The organism is Caenispirillum salinarum, from assembly GCF_044803115.1.
GTDB lineage: Bacteria > Pseudomonadota > Alphaproteobacteria > Rhodospirillales > Rhodospirillaceae > Caenispirillum > Caenispirillum salinarum_A.
Genome location: NZ_CP085224.1, coordinates 3,816,263 through 3,835,600 on the forward strand (window position 1 = coordinate 3,816,263; position 19,338 = coordinate 3,835,600).

Here is a 19,338-nt window from a genome sequence, read left to right on the forward strand (position 1 = left end):
CCTGCATTTTCTTCGCCGTTCCCGCGTGTTCAGACCAGGCTTTGTCCCCGCCCATGCACAAGCGCGTCACATACAGTTCCGTCTGGCTGCCCTATCTGCTGGTCCTGCCGCAGGTGGCCATCACCCTGGTCTTCTTCATCTGGCCGGCTGGCCAGGCGCTGTACCAGTCGGTGCTGCGTCAGGACGCCTTCGGGCTGAGGACCGAGTTCGTCGGGCTGGAAAACTTCATAAGCCTGTTCCAGTCCGAGCGATACCTGGACGTCTTCTTCAACACCATCCTCTTCAGCGCGGCGACCACCTTCTCGGCCATGGGCTTCGCCCTGCTGCTGGCGGTGATGGCGGACCGCGTCATCAAGGGGGCGAGCGTCTACAAGACCCTGCTCATCTGGCCCTATGCCGTGGCGCCCGCCATTGCCGGCGTGCTGATGTGGTTCCTGTTCAATCCCACCATCGGCTTCGCGGCCTGGGCCCTGGGCGGCGTTGGGGTCGAGTGGAACCACTACACCAACGGCAACCAGGCCTTCATCCTGGTGGTCATCGCGGCGGCGTGGAAGCAGATCAGCTACAACTTCGTGTTCTTCCTGGCCGGCCTTCAGGCCATTCCGCGCTCGCTGATCGAGGCCGCCGCCATCGACGGCGCCGGGCCGGGCAAGCGGTTCTGGACCATCATCTTCCCGCTGCTGTCGCCGACGACCTTCTTCCTGCTGGTGGTCAACGTGGTCTACAGCTTCTTCGAGACCTTCGGCATCATCCACGCCACCACCGAGGGCGGCCCCGGCGGCGCCACCGAGATCCTGGTCTACAAGGTCTACAAGGACGGCTTCGTCGGCCTTGACCTCGGCGGCTCGGCGGCGCAGTCGGTGGTGCTGATGGCCATCGTCATCGCCCTGACCGTCATCCAGTTCCGTTACGTCGAGCGCAAGGTGCAGTACTGATGGTCGAGAACAACCGCATGCTGACGTTCGTCTCGCACCTCGTGCTGGTGCTGGGACTCCTGACCGTCGCCCTGCCGCTGTGGGTCGCCTTCGTCGCCTCCACCCACGGCCAGGCGGACCTGATCGCCGGCCGCATCCCCATCATGCCCGGCGCCCATTTCATGGAGAACTGGGGCACCGCCGTCACCAGCGGCCTCAAGCGCGCCGGCGGCGTGCCCGTCGGGCTCATGCTGTTCAACAGCATGGTCATGGCGCTGGGCATCGCGGTGGGCAAGATCGTGATTTCCATCATTTCCGCCTACGCCATCGTCTACTTCCGCTTTCCGCTGCGCATGGCGATTTTCTGGATGATCTTCCTGACGCTCATGCTGCCGGTGGAGGTGCGCATCCTGCCCACCTTCGAGGTTGCGGCCAACCTGGACCTGCTGGACAGCTACACCGGCCTGACGGTGCCCCTGATCGCATCGGCCACCGCCACCTTCCTGTTCCGCCAGTTCTTCCTGACCGTCCCCGACGAGCTGACCGAGGCCGCCCGCATGGACGGCGCCGGACCGCTGAAATTCTTCAAGGACATCCTGCTGCCCCTGTCGTGGACCAACATCGCGGCGCTGTTCGTGATCCTGTTCATCTACGGCTGGAACCAGTACCTGTGGCCGCTGCTGATCACCACGGACGAGAACTATTACACCATCGTCATGGGCATTCAGCGCATGGTCACGGTCTCCGACGAGGAACCCCGCTGGGGCATCGTCATGGCGACCGCCATGCTGGCGATGATCCCGCCGGTGCTGGTGGTCATCGTCATGCAGCGCCTGTTCGTGAAGGGCCTGGTCGAGCAGGAAAAATAGACCGCCGACCGCCCCGCCGCCCAAGATCAACGACAAGAGTGAGAGAAAGGCCCCGCGTCATGGCCACCGTCGCGTTCCAGCGGGTCGAAAAGACCTACCCCAACGGCTACAAGGCCATCCACGGCATCGACCTCGCCATAAAGGACGGCGAGTTCATCGTCCTCGTCGGCCCGTCGGGCTGCGGCAAGTCCACGCTTCTTCGCATGGTCGCGGGCCTGGAGGAAGTGTCGTCGGGCGAGATTTCCATCGGCGACCGCGTGGTCAACCGGCTGGAGCCAGCCAAGCGCGACATCGCCATGGTGTTCCAGAACTACGCGCTCTACCCGCACATGAGCGTCTACGACAACATGGCCTACGGCCTGCGCAACCAGCGCCGCCCCAAGGACGAGATCGACCGCCGCGTGCAGGAAGCCGCCCGCATCCTCGAACTCGGCCCCATGCTGGAGCGCCGGCCCCGGCAGCTCTCGGGCGGCCAGCGCCAGCGCGTCGCCATGGGACGGGCCATCGTGCGCGAACCGTCGGTGTTCCTGTTCGACGAGCCCCTGTCCAACCTGGACGCCAAGCTGCGCGTGCAGATGCGCCTGGAAATCCGCCGCCTGCAAAAGGACCTGGGCACCACGTCCATCTATGTCACCCACGATCAGGTGGAGGCCATGACCATGGCCGACCGGCTGGTGGTGATGAACGGCGGCCACGCCGAACAGGTGGGCGCACCGCTGGAGGTCTACGCCCAGCCGGCGTCGGTTTTCGTCGCCGGCTTCATCGGCAGCCCGGCCATGAACCTGATCCCGGCGGTGCTGTCGGCGGACGGGTCGGCCGTGGCGCTGGGCGAAGACGGCTCCGGCCCCTCGATCCCGCTGCCCCAGGCCCTGCCGGCGGAGGCCAACCGCCCCGTCACCTTCGGCATCCGCCCCGAGCACCTGCACCCCGAGGACGTGGGCAACGGCGGCACGCCGCTGTCCATGCTGGCGGAACTGGTGGAACCGCTGGGGGCGGACATCATCCTGCACGGCCGGGTGGAGCAGACCGCCCTGCCCATCTCCATGCGCCTGCGCGGCACGCGGGACGTGACGGAGGGCGGCACGGTGACGGCGGTGGTCGACCACGGCCACCTGCACCTCTTCGACCGCGAAACGGGACGGCGGCTGGAGGGGATTTGAGCCTCGCGGCAGGGCGGCCGAACTGCTTCCGGTGCATCTCTTCTAGAAGCACCGGAAAGGCATCGATATAGTCGCTCGGGTTGAACGGCAGGGCGAGGACACCGTGGCAATTCCCGATTACCAGGCGCTCATGCTTCCGGTCCTGAAGCTCGCGGCGGAGGGAGAAGTCCGCGTGGCGGAGGCCATCGAGCGGCTGTCCGACGAGTTTGGGCTGACACCTGACGAACGGCTGGAAATGCTCGAGTAGCCACTCACCGGGAGTTCGAGGGCCCTCCGGCCCTCGAAAGGCGGGGCTCGGGGCGGCAGCCCCGTCGGCGCAAGCCGAACACATCCCCCTACTCCGCCGGTTCGCCGTTCCACTGCAACAGGTTGGGCGTAGGCGCCGGCGGGGGCTTGTCCTTGAGCGGCAGGCCGACGATGCGGAAGCCCTGGGGGCCTTCGATCAGCAGCACCGCCTCGGCCGCGTTCTGGGCCGCCGCCGCAGACAGTTCCTCGGCCACATCCGTCGGGCGTTCGACGAAGCGCTGGTTGACGGCGACGATCACCAGCCCCGGCCGCAGGCCCGCCTCGGCCGCGCGGCCGCCGGGAACGGCCGACGTGACCACCGTCCCCCGCGTGCCGGGGCGCAGGGTGAAGCTGTCGCGCATGGGCGGCGTCAGGCTTGCCACCGCCGCGCCCAGGGGCTCGATCAGCGCCACCGCCTCGGCCAGGTTCAGCGACGGCTCGGGCGTCAGGGCGACCGTGCGCGGCGCGGCATCGTCCAGCCCTTCCACCGTCAGGCGCGCGGGCGTGATGGCGAGCGCGCGCGCCGCGTCGGCGTCGGGCACCGCCGCGGCCCCTTCGATGGCTGTGATCAGGTCAGCGGCCGCCAGGCCCGCCGCCGCGCCGGGCGTGCGGTGGGCGACGTCCAGCACCACCAGGCCCAGCCCCGGCACCGCCTGCCAGGCCACGCCAGCGGCCATCACCGGCGGCGGCAGCGGCTCGGCCCCGTCGTCAAGAGTCAGAAGGCGGAAGCCGCGGCGGCCCTCCACCAGCAGGACGCCCGCCTCGGCCAGGGCGAATTCCGCCGCCGCCGGATCGATCAGGCGTTCGCGGTCGGCGGCCACCAGAAGCTCGCCCGCCTCCAGGCCGAGCGCGGCAGCGGGGCTGTCGGGCGCCACCTCCGTCACCACTAGGCCGGTCGAGCCCCACCGGATGCCCGCGCGCTCGCGCATGCGGGGCGTCAGGGCGGCGAGCGTCAGACCCAGGCGCGGCAGGACGGCGGTGGCCTCGGTGCGCACCGTCCAGCCGGGCGGGTAGTCGATGAGGGTCATCGACAGGCTCTGCTCCTGCCCCAGCCGGCGGCGGGCAACGGGCACCACGTCCTCGGGCCGGCTGCCCTGGACCAGCGACACCAGATGCTGAAGCCCTGTGATGGAGACCCCGGCGTAGTCCAGCAGCACGTCGCCGCGGCGCAATCCCGCACGGTAGGCCGGGCCCCAGGGCACCAGGTCGCGCACGAAGACGCCGCGCGGCGCCTCCATGCCCAGCGCCTGCGCCTCGGCCAGCGCGACGGCCTGCACCTCGGCGCCCACGAACCCGAAGGGCGGCGGGTCTTCCACGGCGCGGGCGGGGTCACCGCCCGCCAGGACCAGCGCGGCCAGCACGGCGATCGCCGTTCGCAAACGCCGGGTCATCGCCCTCCCTCCCTCGCACATCGGGCTCAGTTGATGGGGCCTTCGCCGCCAGCGGGCTCCGGCTCGAAGTCCGGCGCCACCGTCAGCGGTCCCGCCTGGTGATGGACCAGCTTCCACACGGGGCCTTCGCGCACCAGCACGTTGGTGGCGGCCAGAAGCTCGCCGCCCACATCCTCCAGGCATGTGCAGACGGCGGTGTCGCCGTACAGAACGATCTCGGGCGACAGGCACCGCACGTCCGGCGTTTCGGGGTTGGCGAGGATGGCTTCCCAGCTCTCCAGCACCTCGTCGCGCTCCGTCAGCGGTGGCGCGCCCGGATGAATGCAGGTGAGCGGCCCCTCGGTGGCCCAGATGCCGCGCATGGCGGAAAAGTCGCGGGCGGCGAAGGCGCTGTAGAAAGCCTCCACAGCAAACAGGGCGGCTGTCGTCTCGGGCATGAAGCTCTTATATGGTGCGCGGGGCCAACGCATTATCTCACGGCCGGGGTTTCACTGTGTCCCACTCCGCCGGCCGGAACAACCTGCGAATTGGAAGAAGGAGCTAAGCCCGCCATGACCGCCGCGACCCTGTCCGGTCCCTCGCACGCGCCCGCCAACGGCGCTCCCGCACGCCGCGTCGTCGTGTTCCTGCACGGCTACGGCGCCGACGGCAACGACCTGATCGGACTGGCGCCGTTCTTCGCGCAGGCCATGCCGGACGCCGCCTTCCACAGCCCGCACGCGCCCGAGCCCTGCGAGATGGCGCCCATGGGCCGCCAGTGGTTCTCGCTGCGGGCCTATGATCCCAACATGCTGCGCCGCGACCCCAGCACCCTGGGCCCGGCGCTGGAGCAGATGTTCCAGGGCGCGGAGAAGGCCGCCCCGGCGCTGGACGCCTACCTGGACGGCCTTCTGGAGCAGTACGGCCTGACGCCCGACAAGCTGGTTCTGGCCGGATTCTCGCAAGGCACCATGATGGCCCTGCACGTGGGCCTGCGCCGCGCCGCCGACCGGGCGCCGGCCGCCATCCTGGGCTATTCCGGCGCGCTGTTGGGCCCTGACCGCCTGGGCGACGAGATCAAGGCCCAGCCGCCGGTGATGCTCATTCACGGAACGGCGGACGAGGTGGTGCCGCCGCAGGCCATGGACGCCGCGCAGGAAGCCCTGCGCGTGGTCGGCGTGCCGGTTGAGACCCATCGCCGCCCCAACCTGCCCCACGGCATCGACGAGGAAGGCGCATCCATGGGCCGGGCCTTCCTCGACAGCCATACAAAGGCGGGGTGACGTAGAACGCTTTCGATCAACAAAGGTCGAAAGGCGCGCGAGCCTACTCCTCCGGCAGTTCGTCCTCGTCCACCACCCAGGGCTCGGCCTCGGCGGCGGCGTACCACTCCTTCATCTCCGGCATGGAGAGGACGGCGTCCATGTATTCCGCCCCGGCCGCGTCCAGTTCCACCCCGTAGGTGCGGAAGCGGCTGGCGACCGGCGCGAACATGGCGTCGGCCGCCGTGAAGCCGCCGAACAGGAACGGGCCGCCGGCACCGTGCTCGGCCCGGGTGTCGCGCCAGATGGCGGCGATACGGTCGATGTCGGCCTTCAGCGCGTCGGTCATTTTCACCCGGCCGCGCAGGTCCTTGCGGCAGTTCATGGGCATGGCGCCGCGCAGGGCGGTGAAGCCGGAATGCATTTCGGCGGCGATGCACCGCGCCTGCGCGCGGGCCGCGGTTTCCGCCGGCCACACGCGGGCGGCGTCGTGGCGGTCGTTCAGGTATTCGATGATCGCCAGGCTGTCCCACACCGTGATGGCGCCGTCCAGCAGCACGGGCACGCGACCGGCCGGCGTGATGTCGGCCAGGCGGGCGCGGAACTCGGGCGTAAACAGGGGCAGCAGTTCCTCCTCGAACGCCAGGCCCTTGGCCTTGAGCACCAGCCACGGCCGCAGGGACCACGAGGAATAGTTCTTGTTGCCGATCACCAGCGTCATGCTCATGGCGCGCCCCGTCGTCCTTTTCTGTGTCCAGGCTCTGCGTCAGACAGGGTACACGGTGCGGCGGCGAACGCCAGCGCCGTTAGCCGCCGACGATCTGGGACAGGGCCGCGTGCAGGTCGGGCACCGAGACCGGCTTGTGCAGCACGGGCAGCCCCTCGCGCGCCGCACCGCGCAGGCGGGTGGGGTCGGTGTCGCCGGTGACGATCAGGGCGGGAACGCTTTCGCCCAGTTCGGCACGGGCGGCGGCAACGGCCTCCATGCCGTCCATGCCGCCCGACAGGCGCAGGTCGGCGACGATGACGTCCGGCGCCCCCGGGGCGTCGGCCAGGGCGCGGAGCAGGCCGCGCCCGTCGCCGGCAGCGGCCACGACCCGGCAGCGCCATTCCTCCAGGAGGGTCACCAGCGCGCGGCGCACGGCGGGATCGGCCTCCACCACCGCCACCGCCGCGTTCAACGGCGTCAGCACCGCCTCGCCCGCCGGCCGGCTGTCCGCACCCGCCGGCAGCGTGGCGGCGGCGGGTGCGGCGGTGCTGACGGGCCTGCCGGGCGCGGTGATGGCGAACATCGACCCCCGGCCGGGGCGCGAGCGCGCGTCCACCGCATGGCCCAGCGCGCGCGCCGCGCGGTCGACGATGGCGAGTCCCAGGCCCAGGCCGCCGCCGTGGTCGCCGGCCGCGCCGTCGACCTGGTAGAACTCGTCGAACACGCGGCCGAGATGGTCGGGATCGATGCCCGGCCCCGTGTCCCACACCTCGATCCGCACCGAAGCCCCGCGACGACGCGCGCACAGGAGCACCCCGCCGGTTTGCGTGTAGGTGATGGCGTTGCTCACCAGATTGCCGACGACCCGCTGCAGAAGCCGCGCATCGCTGCGCACCGCCAGCCCCTCGGGCGGCGGACGCAGGCGCAGGCGCAGGCCCTTGCGCTCGGCCACGGGAGCAAAATCACGGGCAATGCCGCGGAACAACGGGGCCAGCGGCACGGCCTCGATGGTGGTGCGGGTCATGCCGGCATCGAACCGGCTCATGTCCAGCAGGGAATCGAGCAAGGACGACAGCGTGCCGACGCTGTCGCGGATGTCGCCGACGATCGCCCGCGCCGCCGACTCCATGTCCTTCCGTTCCAGCCGGCTGACGAACAACGACAGCGCCTGCAACGGCTGCCGCAAGTCGTGGCTGGCCGTCGCCAGATAGCGCGAGCGGGCCGCGGCGGCTTCCTCGGCGGCGCGGCGGGCCTGCTCGCGCAGGGCCTCGGCCTCGATGCGGTCGGTTACGTCGTTGAGGATGGCGATGAAGCCGGTCACCGTGCCGTCGGCGGCGGTCTTGTAGGTCCAGTGGACCTCCACCATGATCTCGCCGCCGTCGCGGGTGAAGCTGCGGTTGAGGTAGGGTTCGGGCCTGGGCTTCTCGCGCCGCAGGAAATCCAGGTCGGCCCGCAGGCGCTGGGCGTCCCTGTCGGGGATCAGGTCGAGGATGTTGCGCCCGACCAGGCTGCCGGGTTCATAGCCCAGCAGGCGGTGATGGGCCGGATTGCTGAAGAGGATGGTGCCGCGGACGTCGATCTCGTAGATTCCGTTGGGCGCCATCTCCAGGATGGAGCGCGTCAGATCGTCGTCGTGGAATGTCACCGAGGGCACCTGGTCCTCCTTCAGTCCCCGGCCCGGCGCGGCCGGTCTGTCGGCGAGCGGCGAAGCAACAAGGGCGGGGCCCCGTCTTCTTCATCACGGCAAAGGACCCGCCACTTTTCTTTAATGACCTTACCAGGGAACGAAGGATTATCCGATGGGGACGGAAGACATAGGCCGCATGGCGGGGTATCGGCACCACCTGACCATTCCGACGCGCTGGATGGACAACGACGTGTACGGCCACGTCAACAACGTCGTCTATTACAGCTATTTCGACACCGTCGTGAACCGCTACCTGATCGAGCAGGGCGTCCTGGACATCCACGAAAGCCCGGTTATCGGTCTGGTTGTTGAAACACAGTGCCGCTACTTCCGGCCCATCGCCTTCCCCGACACCGTGATCGCCGGCCTGCGCGTCGCGCGCATCGGCCGGTCGTCGGTGCGCTACGAAATCGGCCTATTCGTCGAGGGCGACCAGGAGGCCCGCGCCGAGGGGCACTTCATCCACGTCTACGTCGACCGCGAGAGCAACCGCCCCATCGGCCTGCCCGAGCCCCTGCGCGCCGCGCTGGAGCGCATCGCGGTCGAGCCGGGGCCGTCAGCCGGAGGCTGACGCGCGCTCACGCCATTCCCGCCGCGTCCGCCGGCGCCATACCCTTGTCGGCCAGCCGCACCAGCAGGGGCGCCGGGTGGAAACGCGGGCCGTTCGCCTGCTCCTGGGCCTGAAGGCGCTCCACCAGCTTCGGCAGCCCCTGCTCCTGCGCCCAGAAGAACGGGCCGCCCCAGGTTTCGGGGAAGCCGGTGGCGTCCACCGCCACCACATCCACGTCGCCGGGGCGGAAGGCGTGCCCCTTGTCGAGCACCACGAAGGCCTGGTTCACCAGCATGAGCAGCAGGCGTTCCCGCGCCTCGGCCACCGGCACCTGACGGCGGGAGACGCCGCGGGCGCGGGCATCGTCGGCGGCATCGTGCAGCCAGCCGTCGTCCTCGGACGCCGCGGCATCGGCGCCCGCGCCGCGCCAGCGGTACCAGCCGGCGCCCTGGACCAGCCCGGCGCGGCCATGGGCGGCCATGCGCTCGGGCAGGCGCGAGGCGCGCGCCAGGCGGTCGTCGTCCGAGCCCTCGGGGTGGTCGCGCAGGCGCCAGCCGCCATCGACGCCGATGCGGTCATTGAGGCGAAACGGCCCCTCGGCGAATCCCTCGCGCTCCAGGGCGTCGTCGACGGCGGCCGGCGACACGCCCTCCTCCGCCAGCAGCCAGGCCTCCCGCAGGTAGGCCTCCAGCAGGCGCGTGCCGACGAAACCCGGCCGGTTGGCGACCGGCACCGGCACCCGCCCCACCCGCTCGGCGAAGGCTGCGGCGGTGCGCACGGCGGCGGGGTCCGTCTCCCGCCCCGCGGCGATCTCCACCACCTGGCGCTCCAGCACGGGGCTGATGACGTGCATCCCCAGGACCTGCGGCGGGCAACTGGCGGCGGCGGCGAAGCGGTCCACGTCCAGCGCCGCGGTGTTGGTCGCCAGCACGGACCGGGGCCGGCAGCGTTCGCCCAAATCGCGGAAAACCGCCTCCTTCACCGCCGCGTCCTCGGTCACGGCCTCGATCACCAGCGATGCCTGGGCAATCTCGCGCAGCTTGGTCGAGTGCTGGATCAGGGCGTTGCGGTGGATGGCGTCCGCCTCGTCCAGGGCGCCGGCCTCCACTCGGCGGGTGAAGTGGTCGTTGGCGCGCCCCAACCCGCGCGAGACCGCCAGCGGGTCGCGGTCGAGCATGATGACCGGCACGTTGTATTCGGCGCAGAGGATGGCGATATCCGCCCCCATGACGCCGGCCCCCACCACGGCGACGGAGCCCAGCGGCCAGCCCTCGGCCGCCGTCAGTTCCGGCGCCGTGCGGCAGGCGCGGCGGGCGCGCATCAGGTAGCGGCGGGCGCGCACCGCGGGCTCGGCGCGGGCGGCGGCGGCCAGTTCTCCCTCCACCGCCATGCCGGCATCGAAGGACCGGGTTGCGGCGGCCTCCACCGCCTCGCCCAGCCGCTCCAGCAGGGCGTCGGGGAGGCCCGTTTCCGACAGGCGCTCCACGTCGCGGCGCACGGCATCGGCGTCGCCGCCGGCCTGACGGTCGCACACACGCGGCGGCAGGCTGTCGACCAGGCGCCGCGCGGCGGAGACGGCCGATCCTATCAGCGGCTCCTTCTCCACGCCGTCGATGAGCCCCAGCGTCTCGGCCGCCCCCGCCTCGATGACCGCGCCGCTGGCCATGAGGTCGAGCGCCGCCCCCGTGCCCACCAGCCGCGGCAGGCGCTGCGTGCCGCCGGCGCCGGGAACGAGGCCCAGACCCGCCTCGGGGAATCCCAGGCGCGAGCGGCGGGCGGCGAGCCGCACGCGGGCCGCCAGCAGAAGCTCCAGCCCCTCGTCCAGCGCGGCACCGTCCAGGGCGGCGATGACGGGCTTGCGGGCGTCCTCCACCCGGGCGGCGAGCGCGCGGGCATCGGGGGCTTCGGACGGTTCGCCCTCCTCCTCCGCCGGGCCGCAGCCGGGCTCGGCGGCCAGCGCCCCGCCCTCGGCCAGCAGCACGATGATGCGCACGCGGCCGTCGCCCTCGGCCTCCTCCAGCCGGCGCGCCAGGGTCGCCCGCAGCCGCGCGGTCAGCCCCGTGCCGGCGGGTGCCGCCATGTGCACCACGCCCACGTCGCCGTGCCGCTCAAAGGACGCCGTCCCGCTCATGGATTGTTCCTCCCGCTGCGTTTCGTCGGTCTCCGTTCCACGTAAGACGCGGGGCCGCGGTTGCAAAGCGGGGGCAGGCCCATCAACGAAAAGGGGCACCCCGAAACCGGAACGCCCCTTCGCATTCACATGGGCCGTCGGTCACCCCTTCGGCGCCGTCTTCTCGAAGGCGCGGACGCGCTGCGTCAGGTCCTCGGGCAGGGCGGTGGACTTGTGGGCCGCCTGGTCGGTGTTGACCCACACCACTTCACCCGTCGCCAGCAGGTCGTCGGACCCGGCGGCGTGCAGTTCGCAGGTGAAGGTCAGGCTGGAGCGGCCGATGCGCCCGACGCGCACGCAGGCCTCGATGTCCTGGTCGAATTCCGCCGACTTGCGGAACTCCACCAGCGCCTTGACCGTGTGCAGGTCGTTGCCCGACGACTCCACATAGGCCGACAGGTCAAACGGCAGTGCCTTGACGTATTCCCAGATCGCCACGTCGAACCAGGTCAGGTAGTGGCTGTTGTAGGCCACGTTCTGGCGGTCGACCTCGGAATAGCGGACCCGGAAGGGATGGCAGAAACGGAAGTCCTCGCGCGCCATGCCGCCGCCTCAGGCCTGCGGCTTGACGGCGGAGACGACGCGGGTCAGCCCGGGGATCAGGGGCTTTTCCTCCATGTCGCCGAAGCCCTGGGCCTTCAGCAGGTCCATCACGCGCCCCGGCGTCAGCGAGGCGGCGCGCGGCGTGAACACCATGTGCTGCAGGGCCCACATGGCCGCCAGCGGCGGTCCGGTGCGATCGTCGTCGACCATGAAGTCGTGGATGATGACCCGGCCGCCGGGCTTCAGCGCGGCCCAGGTGTTCTTCACCAGCGTCTCCAGACCGTCGGCCGGCACGCCCGAGAACAGATAGGACATGAGCACCACGTCGCGCTCGGCCGGCCATTGGCTGGTCAGGCCGTTGCCGCCGATGACGTCGATGCGGTCGGACATGTCCGCTTCGGCGATGTACTCCTCGGCCAGGGCGACCACGTTGGGGAAGTCCAGCACGGTGGCCTTCAGCTCGGGGTAACGCTTGCACATCATGATCGAGAACGCGCCGGTGCCGCCGCCCACGTCCAGCAGGGTGCGGGCGTCCAACAGGTCCCAGCTCTTGGCGACCACGGCACCCGGACCAAGCGAACCGCCGTGCTGGGAGCGCGAGAAGATCTCCGCCTGCTCCTTGTCGGCCATCCAGGTTTCGTAGGTGTCGAATTCGATCTTGTCGGTGTCGCCCTTGATGGCGTGACCCAGATTGTCCATGAACGGGTACATCTGCTGGTCGATCTGGTAGCGCAGATAGTCCCCGTAGTAATGGCGCGAGGTCGACACCAGGAAGGTGTTGGTGTCCTCGGCGTTCTTGTATGCCTTGCCGTCGCTGGTGGGGTGGACAAGGTCCAGCGACACCAGGCCGGTCAGAAGGGTCTCCAGCGCGTGCTCGGTGGCGCCGGTGGCCTCTGCCAGTTCGCCGACCGTCTTCGGTCCCTCGGCAAGCTGGTCGAAGACACCGATGTGCAGCGCCGAGAACAGCGCCTTGGATGCCATGAATCCGAATGCGATGCCCGAAATGCGCTCGACATTGCCCAAAGGTTTCATCGTGATTTGCCTCCATGTTGGTTCTTGTTCCATAAGAACCGACAGCAGAAGCATTTCATACCTTGAAACTTCAGCGATTACGGGTAAAACCTGGGAACTTTCTTCGCATCTGCCGGCCACATGCGAAAAGGCGCCGACGCGACCCTGCGGTCATGCCGGCGCCTTGCTCGGTTGACGGACCGGACGCGGCAAGGGTTGCGGTCTTGAAGCGGGTGCGCGTGGCGCTTCCTCAGTGTCGGGGACGGCCTGTCGCTTCAGGCGTGATGCGATCGCGCCGGCCGTTACCCCGACAACGGTTTGCGCACCCGGGCGGTCAAGCCTCCGGCGAGGCCCAGACGCCGTCACCCATGCGGCAGGCCATGCCCTGCTGGATGCTGGTGCGCCCGCGCGCGGTCAGCGTCTGCTCGTAGCGCCGGCAGAAGACGCCGGCGTCGGTCTTCCACGTTGTCGTCGGTGTCACCTGGATGTTCAGCGGGCCGGCGTCCACGGCCAGAGGGTCGCCGCTGCGGTTGGATTCGAGCGCCGCCTGCACCGCCTCGGCCAGGCGGGCGCGCTGGTCGGCGGGCAGGAAGGCAGGCGCCGGCCCGGCGGCGGTCAGTTCCAGGGTGCTCCAGTTGGTGCCCAGCCACTGCCGCACCTCGTGGCGCACCACATGGCCCACCGCCGGCGCGTAATGCCAGGTTTCCGTCTGCCAGTGGCGCTGGCGCCAGTATTCGTCGCAGACCACGCGGTAGGTGTCATAGGTGCCCTCCGGCACCTCGACCCGCGCGGTATTCGGAACCCGGCAGCTGTAGCGGATGAGGTAGGGATCGCCGACGGTGCCCGCCGTCTCGTTGCGCGAGACGAAGCGGTAGACGTAGTCGGCGCTGTTGCCGACCCGCAGCGGCCACAGGCTGCCGGTCTGGGAAACCAGTTCCGCATCGCCGCTGGTGATCGTGTTCTTGTCTTCCTGCGCCCAACGCCACGACAGGCGGGGCCGGGTGAAGTCGGGATCGGCCAGATAGTCGTAGCTGTCGCCGATGCCCCAGGCGACGAGGCCGTCGCGCCGGCCTTCCACATGGTGGGTGACGCCGTTGTCGAACTGGAAGGCATCGCCCTCGGCATAGGGCGGCAGCTCGGCGGGCGGCAACGGCGGGCCGGGTTCGGCCGGCGCACCGCCGTCCAGAAGCCCCGTCCCGGCGCAGCCGGTCAACACGATGGCAATCACGGCCGGCATGAGGCCGTGGCGCATGCTGAAACTCATTACTCCCCCTGCTCGTTGCTCAGCCCTTACGTCTCGCTGCCCATCTTCAACTCGTACCGCACGCGCCAAGCGCCGTCCTGGCGGCACGCGAGGCCGATGGTGGTGCGCGGCCCCTGGGCGGTGGACACGGTTTCGCGGTACTCGCGGCAGTACCCGCCCTCGGCCCGGTAGGTCTTGAGCGGCGTGATGCGCCCGCCCCCCTCGGCCGCCGTCCACTGGAGCGGGTCGCCGCTGAGATGGGTCTCCAGGGCCTGCTGACGCTTTTCCTCCAGCACTGCCGCCAGGGCGCCGCCGCCGGACGCCCGGATGGCGGGATCGGCCGCATCCGGCATCTGCCAGAGGACCGCGAGCCCCGCGCCCAGGGCGACCAGCGCCGGCACGGCGGCGGCAACGGCCGCACGGCGGGCACCGCGCCAGGCCGGCACCGGCGCGGCACGGGCAGCGGCGGCCACCCGCCGGGCGGTTGCCTGGGGAACCGGCTCGCGCAGGGCGTCGGCGTAGGCGGCCGAAAGCATTCCGTTCAACTGCGTGAGCGACCGCACCGTCTCCCGCGCCCGCGCGTCGACGGCAAGCAGACGCTCCACGCGGGCGGCCTCGTCGGCGTCCAGTTCCCCGTCCACATAGGCCATCAGCAGAGTCTCGTCCAAACGGCTTGTCATCCCACCGTCTCCTTGCTTTGGCGAAGAGCATCCGCCATCCCCGTATCCTCGCCCGGCGTCTCGCCCTCGATCAGGCGGCGCAGGGTGGCGCGGCCGCGCGAAAGGCGGCTCATGACCGTGCCGATGGGCAGGTCCAGCACCTCTGCCGCCTGCCGGTAGGTCTGGCCCTCGACGCACACCAGCATGACCAGAACGCGCTGATCTTCCGGCAGGGCGGCGACGGCGCGGCGCACCGCGCCCAGGGTCAGCGCCGCCGGGGCATCCGGTGCGGCGGCTGCGATCTGCTCGGCCGGCAGGCTGTCCAGATGGGCGGCGCGGCGGCGGGCGCCGCGCGCCATGTCGATCCATGTGGTCTGGACGATGCGATAGAGCCAGCTATCCAGCCGCGTGCCCTCGGTATACTGGTCGGAGGCACGCAGGGCCCGCTCGCAGGCGGCCTGTACCAGGTCGTCCGCATCAGTGGCGCTGCCCGTCAGCCCACGCGCGAACCGCCGCAACCGGGGAAGCAGTTCGGTCAGTCCTTGCGCTACGTGCGCGCTCACGCGATCGTCCTCTCTATCCTTCAACCCGTGCACGGCCAACCGATAACGCGGGGGACCAGCAGATTATTCCACCGGACGGTAATAATTTTTTCTAAAGAGACATGGGAATATCCGTCCGGCCACCGCCGTTGTCCCCGCGAACGACACGATAACGCATGGAGGGATGACCATGTCGATGGAGAGCAGAGCCCGCCGCCGTCCCCGCCGCCTCGCGCTTCTGGGTGCGACGGCGCTCGCGCTGGTGATGACGCCCGCGGCTCTGGACCTGAGCGACGAAGGCCTCACGGCCGGTCCGAACACGGCGGCCGCCCAGGGCAACGGCGGCGGTAACGGCGGCGGTAACGGCGGCGGTAACGGCGGCGGCAACGGCGGTGGCGGTCCCGGCGGCGGTGGCCCCGGTGGAGGCGGCCCCGGCGGCGGTGGTCCCGGTGGAGGCGGCCCCGGTGGAGGCGGCCCCGGCGGCGGTGGTCCCGGCGGCGGTGGCGGTCCCGGTGGAGGCGGCCCCGGCGGGGGTGGCCCCGGCGGAGGCAGTCCGGGCGGGGGTGGTCCAGCGGCCGACAGCCCGGGCAACAGCGGCAACGCTCCCGGACGCAGCGGCGACTCGCCCGGTCAGGGCGGCGGGCTCGGCCGTGACGGCGCGCCCGGCCAGGCGGGCACGGCCGGTCCGGGCAACGCTCCCGGCTTCGCGGCCGGTGCCGCCCAGGGCCAGGCACCCGAAGGCACACCGGACGACGCGACCCGCGGCGGCGGCGAGCGGGGGCGCGGCGGTCCGAATGGTCCCGCCCAGGGACCCGGCTCCCTCGACGCGGCCATCGGCAACCTGGGCCCCGCCCTTTCACCGGCCGAAGAGGAAGAGGCGCTCGAAGGCGGTTGGGGCGGCGGTCCGTCCGAACAGGGCATCGCTGGCGCAGCCAATGCGTCCGCCGTCGCCAAGGAACGCGCCGCGGCCCACTCGGCCGTGGGCATCGCCGCCGCGCGCGAAGCCGCAGAAGACGACGCCGACGATGGAGTCGATGATGGTGTCGATGACGGGGTCGACGATGGTGTCGATGACGGGGTCGACGATGGCGTCGATGACGGGGTCGACGATGGCGTCGATGACGGGGTCGACGATGGCGTCGATGACGGGATCGATGACGGGGTCGACGATGGCGTCGATGACGGGGTTGACGATGGCGTCGATGACGGGGTCGATGACGGTGTCGATGATGGCGTTGATGACGGGGTCGACGATGGCGTTGATGACGGCGTCGATGACGGTGTCGCCGATGAAACCGACGGCGAAGCGGAGGCGGCCACGCAGTAACGCGGGTCGCTGGGGTCAGACCGCCGCACGTCGGACAAAGGGAGCCGGCCCGGGAGCACCCCGGGCCGGCTTCTGTTTGGCCCGCCGTCAGCCGCGCACGCAGCGGACGTGGTTGCGACCGCGCACCGCGTCGTTCTGCCCGCCGCGCCCACCCTGCCCCGGCCGGACCCCGGCCTTCGGATCGGACCGCTGGGCACCCGCACCATGCACGTCCACGCCTTCGGCCGAGGTGCAGGGGCCGAAACAGACGTAAAGCGCCTCCGCCGGATCATCGCCGAAGCTCGTCGACGACCAGAACCACGCCTGCGGATCGGCCTGCCGGAAGACCGGATCGATGGCGGGCGCCGGGCGGCGGTAGTCCACGATGCTTTGCAGTTCCTTCACGTTGGGCAGGCGCCAGTCGTCGAACCCGGCCAGCGTCATCCCGTCGCAATGGCGCAGGGCCTCGCCCCAGGTCCGCGGGCGGCCGTCGTCGACCTGCTGCCAGGTCAGCCCCGTCAGCCCGTCCTGCACGCTGCCGTCGCCCCGGTCGGTGAAGGCGTTGGCGCCCCACTCGGGCCCGGCGACGCAGCGCCAGAACAGGCCGTTGCGGCCGTCGCGCGGAGCCTGCTTGATGCGCCCGTCGAGGAAATTGAAGAAGAACACGCCCTTCACGCCGGGGCGGCCATAGTGGTCGCCGGCATAGATCGTGGCCGACCAGGTCTGCCCCATCATCTCGGGCGCATGCGTCGCTGCGAACCTGTCGTCTTCCAGCACCGACGCATCGGGCGCGGCGATGGCAAACGCCGGCGCCACGAACGGCCTCTGCCCGGTGACGCCCTGCCAGTGGGTCAGGCTGTAAAGCTCCCGTATGGTGGGCAGCCGCCAGTCGTTCCGCCCGCCCAGACGAAGGGCCGCGCAGGCGGCGGCGGCATCGCCGAACCTCAGGCGCCGGGCATTGTGGCCCTGCTGCCAGAGAAGGCCGGTCGCAGCATCGAAGACCGTACCGTCTCCGCGGTCCTCGAACGCCTGGGGCCGGGAGGCGTACGAACCGTCCTGGCCGGGGAACCCGGCGGCGGCGGCGTGGGCGCAGTCGGTGGCGGCGGTGTCCGTGAAACAGGTGTGCTGGCCGGTGCCCGTCAGCCGGTTGGACAGGACGACGGCCTGCGCGAAAGGCACGGCGGCGGGCGTGTATCCGCGCTTCGGCGGCATGGCGGCGACCTGCGCCCCGGAGCCCGCAGGCCCGCCCCCCTGACCGCCCGGCCGGCAGGCGAGCGGCATTCCCGGTCCGGCATGGCAGGTGCCGGACACCCGCCCGCGCGGCGCCCGGAAGCTGCAAGTTGCGCCGGACGACAGCCCTGAACAGGCGCTCAACGCCTCGTCGGGCGGCGGCCCGCTCCGTCCCGGCCCGGGGCCCTGGGCGAAAGCCCCTCCCGGCGCGCACAGAAGCGCCACCGCCAGGGCAGCCAGGCCCCGACGCACAATTGTTTTCCGCATCGCGCTCTCCCTCCCCGGATTAAGCCGGAAAAAGATAAGGGAATACGCGACACGGCACCACGCCTGACGGCGGGGCGACGGAATGAGGTCGGATTATGAGGGAAAAAGTGGCGGACAGGGGGTCCGCCTTATCCGGCTTCCAGCATGTTCCGAAGGCATCCCGAAAAGCCAAGGTTTTCCGCGCATTTGAGGCGCTGTTGCGTCTTGTAAGTTCCAGTGCGTTCCCGCACAATCCTAGTCCGTTTTGTGGAATGGTTTGTGGAACGGATTGGGGGATGGATCATGGCGAAGCAGGTTGACCGGCTGACGGCCCGTGCGGTGGCGACCACCAACAAGCCCGGCCGCTATGCCGATGGGCGGGGGCTGTATCTCCACGTCGCCAAGACCGGCGCGAAGTCGTGGGTGCTGCGCTACCGGCTTTCGGGCAAATCCCGCGAAATGGGCCTTGGGGCGGTGGCGGACGTGGGCTTGCAGGATGCCCGCCGGAAGGCTGCCGACGCGCGGGGGCTTCTGGCCGATGGGGTGGACCCACTGGACGCCCGCGAGGCCGAGCGGCTGGCCGCCGCCGTGGAGGCCGCGAAGGCGATCACCTTCAAGGATGCCGCCGAACGCTACATCGCCGCGCACCGCCCGACGTGGAAGAACGCCAAGCACGCGAGCCAGTGGGAGAACACCTTGCGGGATTACGTGCATCCGGTGTTCGGCGCGGTGCCGGTGGCTGATGTGGATACGGGCCTTGTCCTGAAGGCCGTGGAACCGATCTGGCACACCAAGCCGGAAACCGCGTCTCGCGTCCGCCAGCGCATTGAGGCCGTGCTTGATTGGGCGCGGGCGCGCGGCTACCGCGATGGGCCGAACCCCGCCCTATGGCGCGGCCACCTGTCGCACACCCTGCCGGCGCGGGCGCGCGTGGCGAAGGTGGAGCATCACGCCGCCTTGCCCTATGCCGAGGTGGCCGCGTTCCTGGCGGACCTGCGGGGCCGGGATGCGCTGGCCGCCCGCGCGCTTGAGTTCGTGATCCTGACGGCCTCCCGCACGGGTGAGGCCCTGGGCGCCACATGGGCCGAGGTGGACCTTGCCGCCGCCGTCTGGACCGTTCCGGGCGACCGCATGAAGGCGAAGCGGGATCACCGCGTTCCCCTGTCGCCGCAAGCGGTGGCGGTGCTGGAGGCGATGGGGGAGGCGTATGGCCGCGATGGGTACGTGTTCCCCGGCCAGCGCAAGGGCAAGCCGTTGTCCTACATGGGCTTGCTCATGCTGCTGCGTCGGATGAACCCCGAGGGGGAATGCGGCGGTTTCCGATGGGCCGACGACAAGGGGCGGGCGATCACCGTTCACGGCTTCCGCTCCAGCTTCCGCGACTGGACGGCGGAACAGACGGCCTTTCCGGGTGAGGTGGCCGAGGCCGCGCTTGCGCATGTGGTGGGCGACAAGGTGGAGGCCGCATATCGACGCGGCGACCTGTTCGAGAAACGCCGCCGGCTGATGGAGGCATGGGCCGACTACTGCGACCGCCCCGCCGCCGCCGGGAACGTGGTGCCCATCAATCGCGCCGGGTAAG

The 19,338-nt window shown here is 70.5% G+C and carries 19 protein-coding genes; 8 read left to right on the plus strand and 11 right to left on the minus strand.

The annotated features are described in order from the left end of the window. Positions 1–53: 53 nt before the first annotated feature. The 4 genes from ugpA (at position 54) to LG334_RS17455 (ending at position 3,190) form a co-directional block, all read left to right on the plus strand. Positions 54–935: a sn-glycerol-3-phosphate ABC transporter permease UgpA gene (gene ugpA / locus LG334_RS17440; protein WP_404379914.1), complete on the plus strand. Its 882-nt coding sequence runs from the start codon at positions 54–56 to the stop codon at positions 933–935. After that, positions 935–1,783, plus strand: coding sequence for a sn-glycerol-3-phosphate ABC transporter permease UgpE (ugpE, locus tag LG334_RS17445; RefSeq protein ID WP_404379915.1), 849 nt, complete (start codon positions 935–937; stop codon positions 1,781–1,783). Before ugpA ends, ugpE begins: the two co-directional genes overlap by 1 nt. A gap of 59 nt (positions 1,784–1,842) precedes the next feature. Beyond that, on the plus strand, positions 1,843–2,943 hold the full coding sequence (locus LG334_RS17450; RefSeq protein WP_404379916.1) for a sn-glycerol-3-phosphate import ATP-binding protein UgpC: 1,101 nt from the start codon (positions 1,843–1,845) through the stop codon (positions 2,941–2,943). Between the two features lie 103 nt (positions 2,944–3,046). Further along, a complete protein-coding gene (locus LG334_RS17455; protein WP_404379917.1) occupies positions 3,047–3,190 on the plus strand; it encodes a winged helix-turn-helix domain-containing protein in 144 nt (47 codons plus the stop codon). An 88-nt stretch (positions 3,191–3,278) separates the two neighbouring features. Here LG334_RS17455 and LG334_RS17460 read toward each other — a convergent pair whose 3' ends face one another. Both LG334_RS17460 and LG334_RS17465 read right to left on the minus strand, forming a co-directional pair. Further along, positions 3,279–4,619: a PDZ domain-containing protein gene (locus tag LG334_RS17460; protein WP_404379918.1), complete on the minus strand. Its 1,341-nt coding sequence runs from the start codon at positions 4,617–4,619 to the stop codon at positions 3,279–3,281. Between the two features lie 26 nt (positions 4,620–4,645). After that, complete coding sequence (locus LG334_RS17465; protein WP_404379919.1) at positions 4,646–5,056, minus strand: nuclear transport factor 2 family protein; 411 nt, start codon at positions 5,054–5,056, stop codon at positions 4,646–4,648. Positions 5,057–5,170: 114 nt separating this feature from the next. Between LG334_RS17465 and LG334_RS17470 the strand changes: the two genes are divergently transcribed. Beyond that, a complete protein-coding gene (locus LG334_RS17470) occupies positions 5,171–5,881 on the plus strand; it encodes an alpha/beta hydrolase (protein ID WP_404379920.1) in 711 nt (236 codons plus the stop codon). Between the two features lie 43 nt (positions 5,882–5,924). On the opposite strand, the gene LG334_RS17475 is transcribed toward LG334_RS17470, so the two are convergent. Further along, a complete protein-coding gene (locus tag LG334_RS17475; protein WP_404379921.1) occupies positions 5,925–6,587 on the minus strand; it encodes a glutathione S-transferase family protein in 663 nt (220 codons plus the stop codon). Between the two features lie 79 nt (positions 6,588–6,666). Next, on the minus strand, positions 6,667–8,223 hold the full coding sequence (locus LG334_RS17480) for an ATP-binding protein (protein ID WP_404379922.1): 1,557 nt from the start codon (positions 8,221–8,223) through the stop codon (positions 6,667–6,669). A 145-nt stretch (positions 8,224–8,368) separates the two neighbouring features. Here LG334_RS17480 and LG334_RS17485 point away from each other — a divergent pair, with 145 nt between their 5' ends. After that, positions 8,369–8,827 (plus strand): acyl-CoA thioesterase, encoded by a 459-nt coding sequence (locus LG334_RS17485; protein WP_404379923.1) that lies wholly within the window; start codon positions 8,369–8,371, stop codon positions 8,825–8,827. Between the two features lie 7 nt (positions 8,828–8,834). Here LG334_RS17485 and LG334_RS17490 read toward each other — a convergent pair whose 3' ends face one another. The 6 genes from LG334_RS17490 to LG334_RS17515 form a co-directional block, all read right to left on the minus strand. Continuing rightward, positions 8,835–10,937: a 3-hydroxyacyl-CoA dehydrogenase NAD-binding domain-containing protein gene (locus tag LG334_RS17490; RefSeq protein WP_404379924.1), complete on the minus strand. Its 2,103-nt coding sequence runs from the start codon at positions 10,935–10,937 to the stop codon at positions 8,835–8,837. Between the two features lie 141 nt (positions 10,938–11,078). After that, a complete protein-coding gene (locus LG334_RS17495) occupies positions 11,079–11,519 on the minus strand; it encodes an acyl-CoA thioesterase (RefSeq protein ID WP_404379925.1) in 441 nt (146 codons plus the stop codon). A gap of 9 nt (positions 11,520–11,528) precedes the next feature. Next, positions 11,529–12,500: a methyltransferase gene (locus LG334_RS17500; RefSeq protein WP_404379926.1), complete on the minus strand. Its 972-nt coding sequence runs from the start codon at positions 12,498–12,500 to the stop codon at positions 11,529–11,531. A gap of 364 nt (positions 12,501–12,864) precedes the next feature. Continuing rightward, positions 12,865–13,794, minus strand: a complete 930-nt coding sequence (locus LG334_RS17505) for a hypothetical protein (RefSeq protein ID WP_404379927.1) — start codon at positions 13,792–13,794, stop codon at positions 12,865–12,867. Positions 13,795–13,820: 26 nt separating this feature from the next. Then, positions 13,821–14,453: a zf-HC2 domain-containing protein gene (locus LG334_RS17510; RefSeq protein ID WP_404379928.1), complete on the minus strand. Its 633-nt coding sequence runs from the start codon at positions 14,451–14,453 to the stop codon at positions 13,821–13,823. Further along, a complete protein-coding gene (locus LG334_RS17515; RefSeq protein WP_404379929.1) occupies positions 14,450–14,995 on the minus strand; it encodes an RNA polymerase sigma factor in 546 nt (181 codons plus the stop codon). The genes LG334_RS17510 and LG334_RS17515 overlap by 4 nt, the downstream gene beginning before the upstream one ends. Before the next feature lie 169 nt (positions 14,996–15,164). On the opposite strand from LG334_RS17515, the gene LG334_RS17520 reads away from it, so the two are divergent. Continuing rightward, positions 15,165–16,301, plus strand: coding sequence for a hypothetical protein (locus tag LG334_RS17520; RefSeq protein ID WP_404379930.1), 1,137 nt, complete (start codon positions 15,165–15,167; stop codon positions 16,299–16,301). Positions 16,302–16,388: 87 nt separating this feature from the next. Here LG334_RS17520 and LG334_RS17525 read toward each other — a convergent pair whose 3' ends face one another. Then, entirely contained in the window at positions 16,389–17,492 is a 1,104-nt protein-coding gene (locus tag LG334_RS17525) for a DUF1566 domain-containing protein (RefSeq protein WP_404379931.1), read from the minus strand. 567 nt (positions 17,493–18,059) lie between these two features. On the opposite strand from LG334_RS17525, the gene LG334_RS17530 reads away from it, so the two are divergent. Further along, the gene (locus LG334_RS17530; protein ID WP_404379932.1) at positions 18,060–19,337 is read left to right on the plus strand and encodes a tyrosine-type recombinase/integrase; all 1,278 of its coding nucleotides are present in this window, start codon (positions 18,060–18,062) and stop codon (positions 19,335–19,337) included. Position 19,338 lies beyond the last annotated feature (1 nt).